The organism is Telluribacter sp. (genome assembly GCF_035998675.1).
In the GTDB taxonomy this organism is placed as follows: Bacteria; Bacteroidota; Bacteroidia; order Cytophagales; family Spirosomataceae; genus Telluribacter.
The window spans coordinates 43,355-59,082 of record NZ_DASYHI010000010.1; the positions used below are offsets into that span (position 1 = coordinate 43,355).

Sequence of the window (15,728 nt, forward strand, 5' to 3'; positions counted from 1 at the left end):
AATCCCTTCTCACAGTGCCCCCTACTTCACCGGCTGTCCGGGCCGCCAGAAGGGCTCCCTGATCGCAATATACTCGACAGGTACTTCTTTGATGAAGCCCCGCAGCCAGTCGGCGGCGTACTTCATACCGGCCTGCTCGGACACCACGTGCCCCATAATGATCAGCCCCTTCTTCTGACCCGACGCGATGGCATCCTGTACGTATTCTACCAGTTCCCACTCGTTGGTCTCGCCTATGATCAATGCATCGGCCTGAGCCAGAAACGGCACCCCCGGGAAAAGACTCACGTTGCCCCAACTCGCCATGAGTCGCTTTACCGGCAGGTTCGGGTCGCCCAGTACCCGCATGGTCCGGATACCCAGCTTCTTCTCCACGCTCTGCGCCAGTTGGGCCAGGGTCATGTTCTCAAAATGAAATAACCTGAGCTGCTCCGGGTCGGAGTACTTCTCCCAGCCCAGCTCCCGGATCATCCCCGTAGCGATGCCGTCGGGCTTGCGGCCGTGCCAGTGGTCGTGAAAGTGAAAAACGGCCATCCCGTTCTTTTCCAGAAAATCGCGCTTTTGTTGGAACAGGGAGTCCTGCTGTACGGGCTCAATCTTGTCCTGGTGCGAGTAGTAGGTAGGCTCGTGCGTAACGATGAGGTTTAGCCCCTTCGCTGCGGCCTGCTGCAGTACTTCCAGGGTCGCCATCATCACGGTAGCGATGCCCTTTACCTCCTGGTCCCGGGTACCTACTATAAGATTGTCTACCGTCTGCTCCCGCCAGGGGATCCCCACGTTGGCCTTGATGCGGTCAATGACCTGACCGGCGGTAAGTACTTCATTGGTATCGGGCCAGGCTATGGTAGCAGCGGCCAGGCCGAGGGAGGATTTGATAAAGGTGCGGCGGTTTTGGGGAAAAAGGGGCATGAGGCTAGTAGTTTTGAGCAAAAGTAAAAGTGGGCTCATGGCTCAGACTACTTGTTGCTGCCCCCCGCTTAGCTGAACGCTTTATTAAATGCGGGGCACCTTTCACAGCTTTGTTCCTTTGATAAGCCAGACCGCTTTGATGGATTGCTCTTTCAAATAGACCCATTTTTTCCTTTCCTCATCCTTAAAAAAATCATCCAAATCCTGCTCACTCTTAAATTCTACCAAATGAATTTCGTAGGGAGTTTCTATATTTTGCTCTATGATATTAGCCGCCTCCGGCCTGTATCTCAACAGAAGTCGCCCGTTATATTTTGAAATTAATGGCATCGCTACCTTTTCAAATTCATTAAAAGTCGCCTCCTGTCCATCCAGGATGTATATGAGTTGGGTTATATAGATCATTTTTGTAGGGCTTTGAGATTGTACACGTAAGGCAAATAGGAGCACAAAAGCAAATACCAGAAAGGCTCCCTTAGTTCTTATCTGTTTTTCATTTAGTGAATGTATCAACTTTATTGTCTACCCAGACTACCCGCATACCCTCTACTTTTTACTCTCTGGTATCTAACAAATATAAACCAAAACGCCAAAAAGCGGTCTTTTAGATTAGAAAAATCCTCCCTGCTACTTTGGTACTAGTACTTCGTAAATCCATCTTTCACTTTTACAAACTACTATACTCTGTGAATACCAAACCGTACATTTTTATTGCCTCCCTGGCACTTCTGGCAGCCTGCTCTTCCGAAAAAAGAGGCGAGTCTGAAAGCGACGTGGATTCTTCAACTGTAGCCATGGCTTCGCTGGAACAAATCTGGGCTACTGATTCTATCGTTCAGACCCCGGAGTCGGTGCTGTTTGACGGGACTAATAATGTGCTGTATGTAGCCCAGATCAACGGCAAATCCGACGAAAAAGATGGAAAAGGCGGCATCGGAAAGATAGGTACCGACGGCCAGATCATCGACCTGAACTGGAATACGGGTCTGAATGCCCCCAAAGGCATGGGAATGTACAATGGCAAGCTCTACGTAGCCGACCTGACCGAAGTGGTTGAGATCGATATGTCGAATGGCAAGGTACTGCGCAAAATTCCCGTAGAAGGCTCCGAGTTTTTGAACGACATTACCATATCGGGCGATGGAACTGTCTATGTTTCGGATTCTAATACGAAGCAAATCACGATGATCAAGGATGGCCAGGCGAATAAATATTTCGAAAGCCCCACACGCCCCAATGGACTGCTGGCCCAGTCGGATGGGCTGCTGATTCTGGATAGCGGGAATTTGTACAAGTTAGATGCCAGTAAGAATTTGACCAAACTGGCCGAGGGCATGTACAAAACCACCGACGGGATTGAAGAGGTTGCACCCGGCGAATACGTGGTGTCGTGCTGGGATGGTGAGATTTATTTTGTAAAAGAAGATGGTACGGTGCAAAAAATGCTGGATACCAAAGATCAGAAAATTAATTCTGCCGACATCGGCTACGATGCTGCTAAAAAGATCGTATATGTGCCGACGTTCTTTAAAAATAGTGTGGTGGCTTATCAGTTGAAGTAAGCTAGCTATGCGGCTATAAGCTGTAGGCAATTTATAAAAAAATTTAAAGCCTACAGCTTATAGCAGCGCAGCTACCTATTTTTCCTCTTCATCTCCTTCTCAACAAAGTCGGCCGCGCGGGCCGTCAGGGTTATATTGGTGAATGACGGTTTACTTTTGAGATCAAAAAAGTACGTCTGGATACCAAGGTACTTTGTCAGTATTGACTATCCATATTTCTTCTAAATCTGTCCCAAGCTATTTGCTCTTCAATTATGGCATAGTATTCCTCGAGCTGCTTCCTTGGCTTGGAGGAAAAGAGTCGGTTCAATAGCCACATAATCGATTACTTCCCACTATCCAGAATCTTCTTTAACTCCGCTTCCGATACCGTCAGCATGCCGTTGGGGACGAGGCGGCGGGTCAGTAAGGCCCAGTTGGGTTCTTTCCGAAATACTTCCCGGAATATGGACAGGGCTTCATTCAGTCGACCGGCGTTAGCCAGCGACACGGCTGTCCAATACTTCATTTCTACGTTGTTAGGGTACTTAGCCATGGCGGCTCCGTAATGTTTCAGGGCACCGGGTACGTCGTTGTGCTCCATGGCCAGGTCGCCCAGGTTCATGTCTTCGTAGGCGTAATGTACATTCAGGACGCGTTCCATTTCGGCTACGGCGTTGGGGTGGTCCTCCACGCGCAGGTCTACTACTTTATCCTCCCAGGGCCTGTCCGACTGCTGCCCCTTCACCACCAGAATCGTCGCCGACTGCTGCCCCCGGATATCGCCCCCTACGCCCTGAGCCGCTTTCAGGGCCGCCATCAGGCGCTGTGGCAGTGGCCCCCTGGCCGACCGGTAGGCCCGCTCCATGGCCGCGGGTACCTTGTCGTTAAGCATCATGTTGGCCTGGACCGAAAACTGCCGTCCCTGCCGGTGTCCCGCTTCCGCGATGCACTTGGCTCCGGTATAGGTCGCTACGTTCCCTTTTATATCTACAATACCCACCTGCCGGAAGTCGCGGCCATCGTCGCTGCTGATGAGTTGGTCCAGTGTTTCCTGCGCCGACAAACCCGACTTCAGGAGTTCCAGTCCGCGGGGACCGAAGCTTACGTTGACCATGGATTGCGTAGCAATGGCTCCTACGCCGGCCTCGGCCCAGGCCACCACCGACCCCACCGAAAACCAGTGCGACTGTACCGCTACGCCCACGTCACCGGTGACGCTGTCGCGGGCCACAATGGAGAACGTATGGGCGAAAGAATCGCCGTGGAAGGGACGCTGCGCCACCAGACTATGGACTGACACCAGCCAGCCTATCAGAATTAAACTACTCAATCTTTTCATACAAAGTACGTAGGGTACAACTATCCGCTCCCGATTCCGAACGTGTACGCTTTTTAAGTTTTATTAAATGGTTATTTAACTATGAATGGCTCTAAATAGGAGCTAAATTTAATCAAATCCGTATATTAGCAAAACCATTTACCAACCGCATTTCTTGCGAAACTGATGAAATTAAGGAAAGAGGCCTGGGGGTTCATTTGTTTGGGAGTAGTGGCTATCTTTTGTGCGGTGGCCTTACTGAACAGTTTTCTTTCTCCATTTTCCTCCACTAACCTACCCGTTGCCGAAATACTGGTCTGGTGTTTACTGCTTGCGTCAATTCTGGGGATGGTACTGCTGGGTTTGCACGTGCTTAAAGCCAAAGACTCATCGCGGGACCAGATGGATTTTGTGTATCAGATGACCCACGAACTCCAGACTCCGGTGGCCAGTATCCGACTGGCGGCAGATATGCTGGTAGCCCCGGTGGTGATCGAAACACCCGAAAAGCTGCATAAGTACGTCAGGATTATCAAGGAAGAAAGTCAGCGTATGCAGTGGCACATCGAGAATGTACTTAACATAGCGCAGGCCGAAAGCCACTCCCTGCGCCTGAACCTGGAAACTACTCCCCTCAACGACCTGGTATATAGCGTAGTTGAGAGATACGACGGTACCATCAAAGCCGACTGCCGGGCGCAGCAGTCGCTGGTAAAGGTTGACCGGCTGCACCTGATTAACGTACTCCACAACCTGCTGGAAAATGCCCTGAAGTACTCGCCGGAGCAGCCCGTTATCTATGTTACGACCTACGACCAGGACGGTAGCTACGTAATAGCCGTACGGGACAACGGGGTGGGCATAGCCCCCGAAGAAAAAAACAAGATTTTTCAGAAGTTCTACCGCATACCGGGTACCAGCGGCAGCGTGAAAGGTTTTGGCCTGGGCCTGAGCTACGTGCAGCAAATCGTTAACGCGCACCACTGGCAACTTGAATTGGATAGTACTCCGGGCAAAGGCAGTGAATTCCGGGTATCTATTCCCCGCAACCTGCCTGCGGTATAGTACCTGCTCCCGGCCGGTTACGCCATCAGCTCCGCGAACATATCGTCCAGTCGGGCTACGGGTACTACCTCAATTTTATAGTCAGCAAATGACAGGCCTTTGGTGTTGTACTTGGAGATATAAATTTTCCGGAAGCCCAGTTTCTCCGCCTCCGAAATCCGGCTCTCGATCCGGTTCACAGCCCGCACTTCCCCCCCCAGCCCTACCTCGGCCGCAAAGCAGACCGACGGCGGAATGGCGATGTCTTCGTAGGAGGAAACAATGGATGTAACTACCGCCAGGTCAATGGCGGGGTCCTCGACCCGCAGCCCACCCGCTACGTTCAGAAAAACATCCTGAATGCCCAGTCGGAAGCCCCCCCGTTTTTCCAGCACGGCCAGCAGCATCTGCAGGCGCTTGGCGTCAAAACCGGTACTGCTCCGCTGGGGGGTACCGTAGTTGGCCACACTCACCAGCGACTGGATCTCGATCTTGAGCGGACGATTCCCTTCAATCATGGAACCAATGGTAATGCCACTCAGGGGTTCATCGCGCTGGGAAATCAGGATTTCCGACGGGTTGGTTACCTGCCGCAGGCCGGTGCCCAGCATCTCGTAAATGCCCAGCTCGGAGGTACTTCCAAAGCGGTTTTTGATGGTACGCAGAATCCGGTAGGTGGTATGGCGGTCGCCTTCGAACTGGAGTACCGTGTCTACCATGTGTTCAAGTACCTTGGGACCTGCCAGGGAGCCTTCCTTGGTAATATGCCCGATCAGGAAGACGGGGGTGCCGGTTTCCTTGGCGTACTTCATAATCTCTGAGGTACATTCCCGTACCTGCGACACACTTCCCGCGCTGGACTCGATCAGCGGCGACTGCATGGTCTGGATGGAATCAATAATGAGGACGTCAGGATTAAATTCCTCGATCTGCCGGAACAGGTTCAGCGTGGAGGTTTCGGTCAGGATAAAGCAATTGGGGCTTTTAGTGTCCAGGCGCTCGGCCCGCATTTTTATCTGCTGCTCCGACTCTTCGCCCGATACGTACAGAACGCGTTTATTGGAAAGGGTAAGGGCTATCTGGAGCATCAGCGTTGACTTTCCGATGCCCGGCTCGCCGCCAATCAGCACCAGCGCTCCCTGCACAATGCCCCCGCCCAGTACCCGGTTAAGTTCCTGGTCAGTGGTCAGGATGCGCGGCTCTTCCTCGTAGCGTATTTCTTCAATAGATTTGGGGCGGCTTGCCAGGTTCACCGACTTCCACACTACCTGATTTTTAGTATCTTCTTTTTCGACAATTTCTTCAACAAAGGTATTCCATTCGCCGCAGGAGGGACATTTGCCTAGCCACTTGGGCGAATTATAACCACAATTTTGACAGAAGTAGGCAGTTTTGGCTTTGGCCATAGGGGTATTTACTTTTTCGATTGTCTTTGCAGTACCGGTACGATACTTGATACTAACTAACCCGGACGGAACCGGCCCTGAAAGTACAAACTTTATTAACAAATTGTATCTAAAAAAGGTGCTTCCGGTATGTAGGCAGTAAGCATCAGTTCGTTACTAATCAAACTCATCTATTAGAACTAAAAAACCATGAAAAACATCAAATCCGGACTGCTGGCCCTCCTGCTGTGCGTGGCTGCCCCTCAGCTATCTTTTGGTCAGGCCAAAGGTTTTGCCTTAGGTATTAAAGGCGGCGTTAATCTGTCAAAACTTTCTATGGGCGAGGTACTTACCACGCGCTACGACGGCAACGGGAATCCCTACCTGGGCTACAACGGGCAGGTAGTGCGTGACAACCTGCGGGAAAGCTACGACACCCGTACGGGCTTTGTGGGTGGAGTCTACGCCCGCTTCGGCAAGCATCTGTTTATTCAGCCGGAGGTACTTGTGTCGACCAAGGGCGGCTCCTTCGAGATTATTGACAACAGCGGCGCCACGCCCATTCCCCGTCAGGTGGATGTCCGTTTCAGCAATATTGATGTACCTATTCTGATTGGATTAAAGGGCGGACCGTTTCGGATCAATGCCGGTCCGATGGCCTCCTTCCGGATTGGCGATAACCAGCGCCTCCGCGACGCGTTTGACCAATATACCTCCGGTAGCTTCAACGACGCCATGTCACAGGCCGTTTACGGGTACCAGTTTGGGGCCGGTCTGGACATTTTAGGATTTAGCCTGGATGTACGCCGGGAAGGTTCTTTCAATGACCTGGCTGTTTTCAAGGTCAATCAGAACCAGGCGGGAAGCGGTTCTACCACGGTGGGGCAACGCCTTAACTCCTGGCAGGTAACCCTGGGCATGAAGCTATTCTGACCGGGTTAATAGTCTGGAATATTGGGTTGGCTAAAAAAAACGAGCAGCCACCGTTCTATGCGGTGGCTGCTGTCCACGATTTAACCCACTAAAAATGAAGCCTTTATGCTACACAATATTATCTTTCAGGCACTGATTCGTCCCTGATACAGATTGAGCAATTCCGCAATTTCTTTGATTTTACGTCGTGCAACTACCACTTCTTTTCCACACACCAGTCGGATAACCCGGTCGTCGTCGATCCGGTCTACAATATAGCCGGTATTGACAATGTAGGATTTGTGCACGCGTAAAAAAGTATCGTTAAGATGTTCCGTTAAGCTTTTAAGGGTGCGGGATACCAGAAACCGCTTTCCCCTGCATGTATACACATACGTATAGTTCCCCTCACCTTCCAAACAAGTAATTTCATCAGGTGAAAGCCATTGGATCTGTCCCATTATATAAATGGCAATGTCAGTGCCCTGCAAAGTAGGAGAGTAGCTTGCAGCCGTAGCTCTCGTAGCTTGTTTTACCGAATAACTGGAATAGCTTTCCATATCTTTATGTAGGTATTAGTGATATATATTCTTGTTACCAAAATTACCACTTTCTGCTATCCAGCAAAATACGTATTCCTACGCTATCATTTTTAATCAGCTGACTTTCAACTTTTTATAAAATTCAAGAATTGCAAATGACGTAGCGCCACTTACTAAATCAGGTGTTCTTACGTATTGCTTTTTGATTTTATGCCGAAAGAATACCAGGTAAAATGTCGCTCTTTGGGGCGTCCGGCTCTTTATCTGCTACCGGGGGTTCTGGTACACCCTCCAAACTTTATATATCTTTGCGGCTGATTTTTATACTTATGTTAATACCATTATGATTTCCGAACGGGTACAAGAACTACTCACCGAAATAGAAAACAGTACCGTGAGTACTAAGGAGCAACTGGAAGCCTTCCGCATGCGCTATATTAGTCGTAAAGGAGTAGTGACAGAACTGTTTGACCAGCTCAAGACTATTCCGCAGGAAGACCGCCGCGCGGTAGGGCAAGAATTGAATACCCTTAAAAACGCGGCCCAGGATCGTTTTCAGCTATTCAGTACCCAACTGGAAGAACAGTCAGACAACGGAGCCGCCAGCCAGGTAGACCTCACGCTCCCGGCAGTTCCCAACCAGTACGGCAGCATACATCCGCTTACTATTGTGCGTCGCCGGATCATTGAGATCTTTGAACGCATGGGTTTCAACGTATCCGACGGTCCCGAAATAGAAACGGACTGGTACAATTTCAGCGCCCTTAACTTTCCCGATAACCATCCCGCCCGCGAAATGCAGGACACGTTTTTTGTGGAGAAAAGCGCCGGGGAAGTAAAAGACGACGTGCTGCTGCGGACCCATACTTCCAACGTACAGATTCGCCTCATGGAGCACAAAAAGCCCCCGCTACGTTCTATTATGCCCGGTCGGGTATTCCGGAACGAGGCTATTTCGGCCCGGGCCCACTGTGTGTTTCACCAGGTAGAGGGACTGTACGTGGACAAAAACGTAAGCTTCAAAGACCTGAAAGATACCCTGTATCATTTTGCGAAGGAGATGTTCGGTCAGGATTCCAAAATCCGGCTGCGCCCCTCCTACTTCCCTTTTACCGAGCCCAGCGCCGAAATCGACGTCACCTGCTTTATCTGCAAAGGCAAGGGGTGCAACGTTTGTAAGTACTCAGGCTGGGTAGAAATTGCGGGTTCCGGCATGGTTGATCCCCAGGTACTGGCCAACTGCGGCATTGACCCCGAAGAATACACGGGCTTTGCTTTCGGTATGGGTATCGAGCGTATAACCATGCTGCGCTACGGCATCAAGGACCTGCGCTTGTTCACCGAAAACGACGTCCGGTTCCTGCGGCAGTTTGAAGGAGCGTAGTTCAGTTCAAAGAGCGAAAGAGTGAATGAGTGAATGAGTGGCCGCCGCTGCGGTGAAAGAGCGGCAGTAGAATGAATGCCGTTGGGGTACAAAGCCAAAGTACCGAAGGGGTGTTCCCGGCGCATTTGTTAGATTGGTATTTACCTGACAATCTGAATCAACAATCTGAAATCGAAAATAAATTAAAACTTTGTCTCCAGATAAAGGTTCATCATCCGGTGCCACACCCACCACTCGTGCGGATACTCCTCCCCCCATATATCCAGTTCGTGGGGTACTCCTTTGGAGGTAAGAATGGTAGAGATGTAGCGCGAGGAGTTGGGGTCTTCATAAGCACCTGAGCCCGTTATCAGGTGAATATGCCGGCTTTGACGGTACTTGCCAAGGTGCCATTCGGCGTTGAGGTTGGTCAGGTAGTGGCCGGGAGAATTGAAGTACACATCCTGGTCATAGAAGCCGTTGGTGTAGTGGCTAAGATCATAGCACCCGCTCATGGCAATAATACCATGGACCAGATCGGGATGCTTAAAGAACAGATTAGCCGAATGCACGGCCCCGACAGAAGCCCCCGCCGCTATCAGGGGCGTTTCATCGCTGGTCTTTTCTTTGATAAAAGGTACTACTTCCCGAAAAATGTAGTCATAGTACAACTGATACAGCTGTACCCGCTCTTCATTTGATATAGCAGGGCGGTGGCTGGTGGCGCTCCCAATGCAGAACACCTTTACTTTACCCGCCTCAATATGCGAACGGATGCTTTCAATCAGCCCCTGTTGCTCGTATTCCAGGAAACCGGTGTCGGCCGTGGGCAGCAGTAACAAGGCAAAGCCATAATGCCCATAAACAGCCACGTCCATTTGCCTGTCCAGAGCGGGGCTAAACCAGCCTGATACTTCGCGTTGCATATGATAGTAGTTGTTCCTGATCCAAATTTTGTGTTAGCCTAACAGTCTGCTGATATAAAGTCGCTTTTCTTCCCGGTAGCTGTACATACTACCCTTATCCAAATTTTTAAATCTACATTTTTAGTTGCCCTGATTCTGCGAAGATTTTCTTTACTATCTACCTGATTTTACCCAAAATTGTTTTGTATAAACGATTCAGGGCGGATTAGGTTAATATAAGCAGGGCTGATTAAAAGGTATTTACGCCCTGGCGAGAACGTAAATTTCGTGGTAACCCCTGGTAAGTATCATAAAATAATTCCGGTTTTTAATAAGGTCACTTTTTAAGAAAGTACTTCCACAACCCCTACGATGAACAGCAGGGTCAGCAATGACTTTCTGGCATTATTAAGCCAATAATCTCCGGAAAATGCGCCATTTTTTCCGCTTTTTAAGGCAGGTACGTACTTTGATAGACTATACACTATACGTAATTGAAAAAAATAATAGATCAGATAACCAAAAGCCATGGATTTTAATCAGTATACCATTAAGGCACAGGAGGTGATCCAGCAGGCCGCCCAGATTGCGCAGGGCAACCAGCAGCAGGCCGTTGAAACGGGTCATGTACTGAAAGCCATTTTACAGGAAGATGTAAATACGTCGGGCTTTCTGTTGAAAAAGCTTAACGTAAACCAGCAACGCGTTATGCAGGCGGTTGACGCCGTTATTAAGAGTTATCCGCGCGTAACCAGCACCCAAACCTTCCTGGGCAACGACTTGTCGGCCGCCCTGAACAAAGCGCAGACCTACCTGAAAGAATTCGGAGATGAATTCGTCAGCATTGAGCTGCTGCTGTTAGGTATTGTGGGCGGAAAAGACGCCGTGGCTCAGCTGCTGAAAGACGCCGGATTCAAAGAAAAAGAACTAAAAGAAGCTATTAAAGAACTTAGAGGAAAGAGTAATCCCGTGAAAGATCAAAACGCCGAAGCTAAGTACCGTTCTCTTGAGCGCTACAGCAAAAACCTGAACGACCTGGCCCGGGCCGGCAAGATTGACCCCGTTATTGGTCGCGACGAAGAAATCCGCCGGGTACTTCAGATCCTGAGCCGCCGGACCAAAAACAACCCGATCCTGCTGGGTGAACCAGGGGTTGGTAAAACGGCCATTGTGGAGGGGCTGGCCCAGCGCATTGTGCAGGGTGACGTACCCGAAAACCTGAAATCCAAGATTATTGTGTCGCTGGACATGGGTCTGCTCATAGCCGGTGCCAAGTACAAAGGTGAATTTGAAGAGCGCCTGAAGGCCGTCATTAAAGAAGTAACTGACTCCGAAGGGGAAATTATCCTGTTCATTGACGAGATACATACCCTCATTGGAGCTGGGGCCGGAGGCGAAGGTGCCATGGATGCCGCTAACCTGTTGAAGCCCGCCCTGGCGCGGGGTGAGTTGCACGCCATTGGTGCTACTACGCTAAAAGAGTACCAGAAGTACATGGAGAAGGACAAAGCACTCGAGCGCCGGTTTCAGGCGGTAATGGTCGACGAACCCGACGTAAACGACGCCATCAGTATCCTGCGCGGAATCAAGGAAAAATACGAACTTCACCACGGGGTACGTATCCAGGACGACGCCGTCATTGCGGCCGTAGAGTTGTCAAACCGCTATATTACCGACCGCTTCCTGCCCGACAAGGCTATTGACCTGATGGACGAAGCGGCTTCCAAGCTGCGCCTGGAAATGGACAGCGTGCCCGAGGAACTCGACGAGCTGAACCGCCGGATCATGCAGCTGGAAATTGAACGCGAAGCGATCCGCCGGGAAAACAACCACGAAAAGGAAATGGTCCTGAATAAGGAAATCGCGGACCTCAGCGAGCAGCGCAACGCCCTGCGGGCTCAGTGGGAAAACGAGAAGGGAATTGTCAATGAAATACGTACGCTGAAAGAACAGGCCGACCAGCTGCGCTTTGAAGCCGAACAAGCCGAACGGGCCGGTGACTTCGGTAAGGTAGCTGAGATCAGGTACGGCCGGATTCCGGAAGCGCAGAAAAAACTGGAAGAACTGCAGAAGTCAGAAGGCGAACGTAAACTGATGCAGGAGGAAATTACTTCGGAAGAAATTGCCGAAATAGTAGCCAAGTGGACGGGCATCCCGGTCCATAAAATGCTGCAGAGTGAACGCGAAAAGCTGCTGCACCTGGAAGACGAACTACACCGCCGGGTGGCCGGGCAAAACGAGGCCATTCAGGTAGTAGCCGACGCCGTACGCCGCAGCCGGGCCGGCCTGCAGGACCCTAAACGACCCATCGGTAGCTTCCTGTTCCTGGGCCCCACCGGTGTAGGTAAGACCGAGCTGGCAAAGACCCTGGCGCAGTACCTGTTCAACGACGAAAACGCCGTGGTGCGCATTGACATGAGTGAGTACCAGGAGCGCCACGCCGTCAGCCGACTGGTGGGAGCGCCTCCGGGCTACGTAGGCTACGACGAAGGCGGACAACTGACCGAGGCCGTTCGGCGGAAGCCTTACAGCGTGGTACTGCTGGATGAAATCGAAAAAGGCCATCCGGACGTTTGGAACATCCTGCTGCAGGTACTGGACGAAGGCCGGTTAACCGACAATAAAGGTCGGGTGGCTAACTTTAAGAACACGATTATTATCATGACCTCCAACATTGGTAGCCATATTATCCAGGAGAAGTACGCGGAGGACGAAGGTTGGAACCATACTATCATCATGGAAGAGGCCAAGCAGGCGGTACTGGATCTGCTGAAAGCTTCGGTTCGCCCCGAGTTTCTGAACCGTATTGATGAAATAGTGCTCTTCGAGCCGCTGACCCAGAACAACATCCGCAAGATTGTGGATATTCAGTTCCGGCATATTCAGCGTATGCTGCTCGACCAGGGTATTACGCTGGACGCTACCGACGAAGCCCTCACCAAGCTGGGTGAAGAAGGTTTTGACCCGGCCTTTGGAGCACGTCCGCTCAAGCGGGTACTGCAGCGCCGTATCCTGAATGAGCTGTCCAAGGGCATCCTGAGCGGTCACATTGCCAAGGATGCCGTTATCATGATGGAAGTCAACAACGACGGAGAAATCGCCTTTGAGAATGTAGGCGGTGGGGTTGAGATTTAATTAACCCACCAAACAAAAAAAGAGGTGCAGCCCTAAGGCCGCACCTCTTTTTTTGACTACTCAATACTTTCTTTTATACTCATGTCCCGCGGTGGAGTATCCCGATTGCTTAGGGAGCCACGCTTAATTGTCCACGTATCTCCCCTCCTTTAAAGGTAGCCGAATGTATGTTAACATAATACATACCCGCTTTCAGGTCAGCTTCCTGCTCCAGGGTAAGTACCTTTGAAAACATAAAAGGCGAACTGAAGGTAGTTCCGAAGTCAAACAAAACGCCTCCGTTGGTACCGGCTGCTGCTTTGTGAATGTGCCAGCCGGTGGGCGTAACTCCCTGGTAGGTTACGGTAAGTTTCAGTTCCTTGGTATCATTATTAAAGGTTCCTTCGGCCTTTCCGGTGGCGGTAGAGTTATTAGAAGGTACCTCCGAAGTACCCGTCAGATTAGTCGCTACGCGCACTTCGGGCGAAACCTCGTCTTCATCATCTTTACAGCCGCCAAAGACCAGGCCTAAAAGGCAAATTCCTACTAATAAAAAATTTTTCATGTGATGCTTTGTTTTAAGGTGAGTCCAAACCTTAGTGGTTTATCCCGGTATACGACGAAAACGGCCGCAGGGTTGCTAAGTACTCAAAATAAATATTGGGATGGTAAGTACCCATACAGCAAAAGCTGCCCGGGCACACAATTTGTAATTGTTTAGATAAAAAATTAGTTAAAATTAAATACGGCCCCTACGGTCGGCAGTAGCTACTTAAACCGATGATTTATGGCTTATTCATTTGACATTCCATTCAACGAGGAAGCACATTCCCTTATCAGTCGTGCCAAAAGTACCATAGAAGGAGCACAGGGTTCCTTTTCCGGCGATACCCAAAACGGCGTATTTGCCGTTCCGGCCAAGGTAGGTACAGTGGAGGGTAACTATGCCATTCAGAATAACGTACTACGGGTTACCATTACAAAAAAACCTTTCATAGCTCCCAATTCTATGATTGAAGATGCCTTGCGCAGGTACCTTGGGTAGCAGACTTTTCCAAAGTGGAAAGGTACTTGGAAAGTACCTGAAGAAGATCTGATTAGGAATTTCTTCCGAAACTTTGAGGGTGGGTGCGAGTCCTGTTTTGTAACAGTACTTTTGCCATCAGCAGACCAATATATTGCGACATAAGCTGTTTCAGCTTCTTTTTCTGTGACATTTCCCCACAATTTGTGAGAATTATCCCCTTTCAGGCTCCGATTTTATCCTTTTGGGTTGTGGAATAGTCTTTTTCCTGAAAACCTGGAAAAAAGTTAGAATTAAATATTGTGAGCTATGGATTTGAAGCTGAAAGGAAAGAAAGTGGCCATTCTGGTCACCAATGGATTTGAACAGGTAGAACTAACAGAGCCTAAAAAAGCCCTGGAAGATCAAGGGGCTGAAACTCATATCGTCAGCCCGGAAAAAGGAACAATAAAAGGTTGGGATAAAACCGACTGGGGTGATTCATTTCAGGTAGATAAAACTGTTAGTGAAGTTAGCGCTGACGACTATGACGCGTTACTCTTACCCGGCGGTGTCCTGAATCCGGACAAACTCCGAACCGATAAGAAATCAGTACAGTTTGTCCGGGACTTTTTTGAGGCCGGAAAGCCGGTAGCCTCCATTTGTCACGGTCCGCAAATGCTGATTGAAGCTGACGTAGTAAGAGGAAGAAAACTAACCTCCTACCCCTCGGTGAGCACTGACCTTAAGAATGCGGGTGCCAACTGGGTCGATGCCGAAGTAGTTACTGACCATGGATTGGTTACCAGTCGAAAACCGGAAGATATACCCGCCTTTAACCGGAAGATGGTAGAAGAATTCCGGGAAGGTATCCACGAGCAGCAGCACGCCTGAAGCAGGTAAAGCTTCAAGTTATACAGGGAGGAGAAGGACTTTTGTAAAAAAGCTCCTTCTCCTTTTTTATTCCCCCATGGTACTGCCAAATGTAGCTTTATTGCTACAACCGCCCGGACATTTGGTGGGTATGGCTGCTATATAGGGGCTGGTATATTTTTTATGCTATTAGTTTAATCCTTATTTTCCTCTTTTTAATTAAAATAAAAGAAGCATGGAAGCCAGACTAAAAGGCATACGCATTGCCATCCTGGTAGCCGATGGTTTTGAACAGGTCGAGCTGACCGAACCCCGAAAAGCGTTGGATATGTGTGGGGCTACTACGCATATTATTTCGCCCAATAAAGATTCTGTAAAAGGCTGGAATCACATAGAATGGGGAGAAACGTTTAAAGTAGATGTGCCGCTGGAACAGGCACGACCCGGCTATTACGACGCTCTGCTCCTGCCCGGTGGAATCCTGAATCCGGACTCGCTTCGTATGAACACCCGGGCGGTGGAATTTGTGCGTTGTTTTTTCACTACCCAAAAGCCCGTTGCGGCAATTTGCCACAGCCTGCAGATGCTCATTGAGGCGGAGGTAGTTAAAGGACGACTGCTTACCTCCTACCCGTCGTTACGTAAAGATCTGGAAAATGCGGGGGCCCGCTGGGTGGATCGGGAAGTAGTGGTAGACCGGGGGCTGGTAAGCAGCCGCAAGCCAGACGACATACCGGCCTTTAATCAGAAAATGATTAAAGAAATTGCCGAAGGCGTACCCAGCAAACAGCACGCCTGAGTCATTTAATAGTATAT

15 protein-coding genes are annotated in these 15,728 nt (G+C 50.0%); 8 read left to right on the forward strand and 7 right to left on the reverse strand.

The genetic code is table 11. From position 1 onward, the window contains the following. Positions 1 to 21 precede the first annotated feature (21 nt). Entirely contained in the window at positions 22 to 909 is an 888-nt protein-coding gene (locus VGN67_RS04400) for a Nif3-like dinuclear metal center hexameric protein (RefSeq protein ID WP_327485559.1), read from the reverse strand. A gap of 102 nt (positions 910 to 1,011) precedes the next feature. Beyond that, complete coding sequence (locus tag VGN67_RS04405) at positions 1,012 to 1,314, reverse strand: DUF1330 domain-containing protein (protein WP_327485560.1); 303 nt, start codon at positions 1,312 to 1,314, stop codon at positions 1,012 to 1,014. A 281-nt stretch (positions 1,315 to 1,595) separates the two neighbouring features. On the opposite strand from VGN67_RS04405, the gene VGN67_RS04410 reads away from it, so the two are divergent. After that, positions 1,596 to 2,471: an ATP/GTP-binding protein gene (locus VGN67_RS04410; protein ID WP_327485561.1), complete on the forward strand. Its 876-nt coding sequence runs from the start codon at positions 1,596 to 1,598 to the stop codon at positions 2,469 to 2,471. A gap of 325 nt (positions 2,472 to 2,796) precedes the next feature. On the opposite strand, the gene VGN67_RS04415 is transcribed toward VGN67_RS04410, so the two are convergent. Next, positions 2,797 to 3,792, reverse strand: coding sequence for a DUF1028 domain-containing protein (locus VGN67_RS04415; protein WP_327485562.1), 996 nt, complete (start codon positions 3,790 to 3,792; stop codon positions 2,797 to 2,799). Positions 3,793 to 3,957: 165 nt separating this feature from the next. Here VGN67_RS04415 and VGN67_RS04420 point away from each other — a divergent pair, with 165 nt between their 5' ends. Beyond that, positions 3,958 to 4,836 carry a HAMP domain-containing sensor histidine kinase gene (locus VGN67_RS04420; RefSeq protein WP_327485563.1) on the forward strand — a complete coding sequence of 293 codons (879 nt, stop codon included), beginning with the start codon at positions 3,958 to 3,960 and terminating at the stop codon, positions 4,834 to 4,836. Positions 4,837 to 4,853: 17 nt separating this feature from the next. Here VGN67_RS04420 and radA read toward each other — a convergent pair whose 3' ends face one another. Beyond that, positions 4,854 to 6,221: a DNA repair protein RadA gene (radA, locus tag VGN67_RS04425; protein ID WP_327485564.1), complete on the reverse strand. Its 1,368-nt coding sequence runs from the start codon at positions 6,219 to 6,221 to the stop codon at positions 4,854 to 4,856. Positions 6,222 to 6,410: 189 nt separating this feature from the next. On the opposite strand from radA, the gene VGN67_RS04430 reads away from it, so the two are divergent. Next, positions 6,411 to 7,133, forward strand: a complete 723-nt coding sequence (locus VGN67_RS04430; protein WP_327485565.1) for a porin family protein — start codon at positions 6,411 to 6,413, stop codon at positions 7,131 to 7,133. 125 nt (positions 7,134 to 7,258) lie between these two features. On the opposite strand, the gene VGN67_RS04435 is transcribed toward VGN67_RS04430, so the two are convergent. After that, positions 7,259 to 7,672 carry a LytTR family DNA-binding domain-containing protein gene (locus VGN67_RS04435; protein ID WP_327485566.1) on the reverse strand — a complete coding sequence of 138 codons (414 nt, stop codon included), beginning with the start codon at positions 7,670 to 7,672 and terminating at the stop codon, positions 7,259 to 7,261. A 325-nt stretch (positions 7,673 to 7,997) separates the two neighbouring features. On the opposite strand from VGN67_RS04435, the gene pheS reads away from it, so the two are divergent. Beyond that, on the forward strand, positions 7,998 to 9,038 hold the full coding sequence (gene pheS / locus VGN67_RS04440) for a phenylalanine--tRNA ligase subunit alpha (RefSeq protein WP_327485567.1): 1,041 nt from the start codon (positions 7,998 to 8,000) through the stop codon (positions 9,036 to 9,038). Positions 9,039 to 9,220: 182 nt separating this feature from the next. Here the strand turns inward: pheS and VGN67_RS04445 are convergent, their stop codons facing one another. After that, on the reverse strand, positions 9,221 to 9,943 hold the full coding sequence (locus VGN67_RS04445; protein ID WP_327485568.1) for an esterase family protein: 723 nt from the start codon (positions 9,941 to 9,943) through the stop codon (positions 9,221 to 9,223). A 507-nt stretch (positions 9,944 to 10,450) separates the two neighbouring features. Between VGN67_RS04445 and clpB the strand changes: the two genes are divergently transcribed. After that, on the forward strand, positions 10,451 to 13,057 hold the full coding sequence (clpB, locus tag VGN67_RS04450) for an ATP-dependent chaperone ClpB (protein ID WP_327485569.1): 2,607 nt from the start codon (positions 10,451 to 10,453) through the stop codon (positions 13,055 to 13,057). 109 nt (positions 13,058 to 13,166) lie between these two features. Here the strand turns inward: clpB and VGN67_RS04455 are convergent, their stop codons facing one another. Continuing rightward, complete coding sequence (locus VGN67_RS04455; protein WP_327485570.1) at positions 13,167 to 13,601, reverse strand: CHRD domain-containing protein; 435 nt, start codon at positions 13,599 to 13,601, stop codon at positions 13,167 to 13,169. A 222-nt stretch (positions 13,602 to 13,823) separates the two neighbouring features. Here VGN67_RS04455 and VGN67_RS04460 point away from each other — a divergent pair, with 222 nt between their 5' ends. From VGN67_RS04460 to VGN67_RS04470, 3 genes are all read left to right on the forward strand, one after another. Then, positions 13,824 to 14,081 carry a hypothetical protein gene (locus tag VGN67_RS04460; RefSeq protein WP_327485571.1) on the forward strand — a complete coding sequence of 86 codons (258 nt, stop codon included), beginning with the start codon at positions 13,824 to 13,826 and terminating at the stop codon, positions 14,079 to 14,081. A gap of 288 nt (positions 14,082 to 14,369) precedes the next feature. Beyond that, a complete protein-coding gene (locus tag VGN67_RS04465) occupies positions 14,370 to 14,933 on the forward strand; it encodes a type 1 glutamine amidotransferase domain-containing protein (protein WP_327485572.1) in 564 nt (187 codons plus the stop codon). A gap of 214 nt (positions 14,934 to 15,147) precedes the next feature. Further along, positions 15,148 to 15,711 (forward strand): type 1 glutamine amidotransferase domain-containing protein, encoded by a 564-nt coding sequence (locus tag VGN67_RS04470; RefSeq protein WP_327485573.1) that lies wholly within the window; start codon positions 15,148 to 15,150, stop codon positions 15,709 to 15,711. Positions 15,712 to 15,728 lie beyond the last annotated feature (17 nt).

Coding starts and splice junctions, on each gene's coding strand:
- VGN67_RS04415 (WP_327485562.1), bottom strand. CDS start 3,792: ATGAAAAGATTGAGTAGTTTAATTCTGATAGGCTGGCTGGTGTCAGTC.
- VGN67_RS04460 (WP_327485571.1), top strand. CDS start 13,824: ATGGCTTATTCATTTGACATTCCATTCAACGAGGAAGCACATTCCCTT.
- VGN67_RS04445 (WP_327485568.1), bottom strand. CDS start 9,943: ATGCAACGCGAAGTATCAGGCTGGTTTAGCCCCGCTCTGGACAGGCAA.
- VGN67_RS04400 (WP_327485559.1), bottom strand. CDS start 909: ATGCCCCTTTTTCCCCAAAACCGCCGCACCTTTATCAAATCCTCCCTC.
- VGN67_RS04455 (WP_327485570.1), bottom strand. CDS start 13,601: ATGAAAAATTTTTTATTAGTAGGAATTTGCCTTTTAGGCCTGGTCTTT.
- pheS (WP_327485567.1), top strand. CDS start 7,998: ATGATTTCCGAACGGGTACAAGAACTACTCACCGAAATAGAAAACAGT.
- radA (WP_327485564.1), bottom strand. CDS start 6,221: ATGGCCAAAGCCAAAACTGCCTACTTCTGTCAAAATTGTGGTTATAAT.
- VGN67_RS04430 (WP_327485565.1), top strand. CDS start 6,411: ATGAAAAACATCAAATCCGGACTGCTGGCCCTCCTGCTGTGCGTGGCT.
- VGN67_RS04420 (WP_327485563.1), top strand. CDS start 3,958: ATGAAATTAAGGAAAGAGGCCTGGGGGTTCATTTGTTTGGGAGTAGTG.
- VGN67_RS04405 (WP_327485560.1), bottom strand. CDS start 1,314: ATGATCTATATAACCCAACTCATATACATCCTGGATGGACAGGAGGCG.
- clpB (WP_327485569.1), top strand. CDS start 10,451: ATGGATTTTAATCAGTATACCATTAAGGCACAGGAGGTGATCCAGCAG.
- VGN67_RS04435 (WP_327485566.1), bottom strand. CDS start 7,672: ATGGAAAGCTATTCCAGTTATTCGGTAAAACAAGCTACGAGAGCTACG.
- VGN67_RS04465 (WP_327485572.1), top strand. CDS start 14,370: ATGGATTTGAAGCTGAAAGGAAAGAAAGTGGCCATTCTGGTCACCAAT.
- VGN67_RS04470 (WP_327485573.1), top strand. CDS start 15,148: ATGGAAGCCAGACTAAAAGGCATACGCATTGCCATCCTGGTAGCCGAT.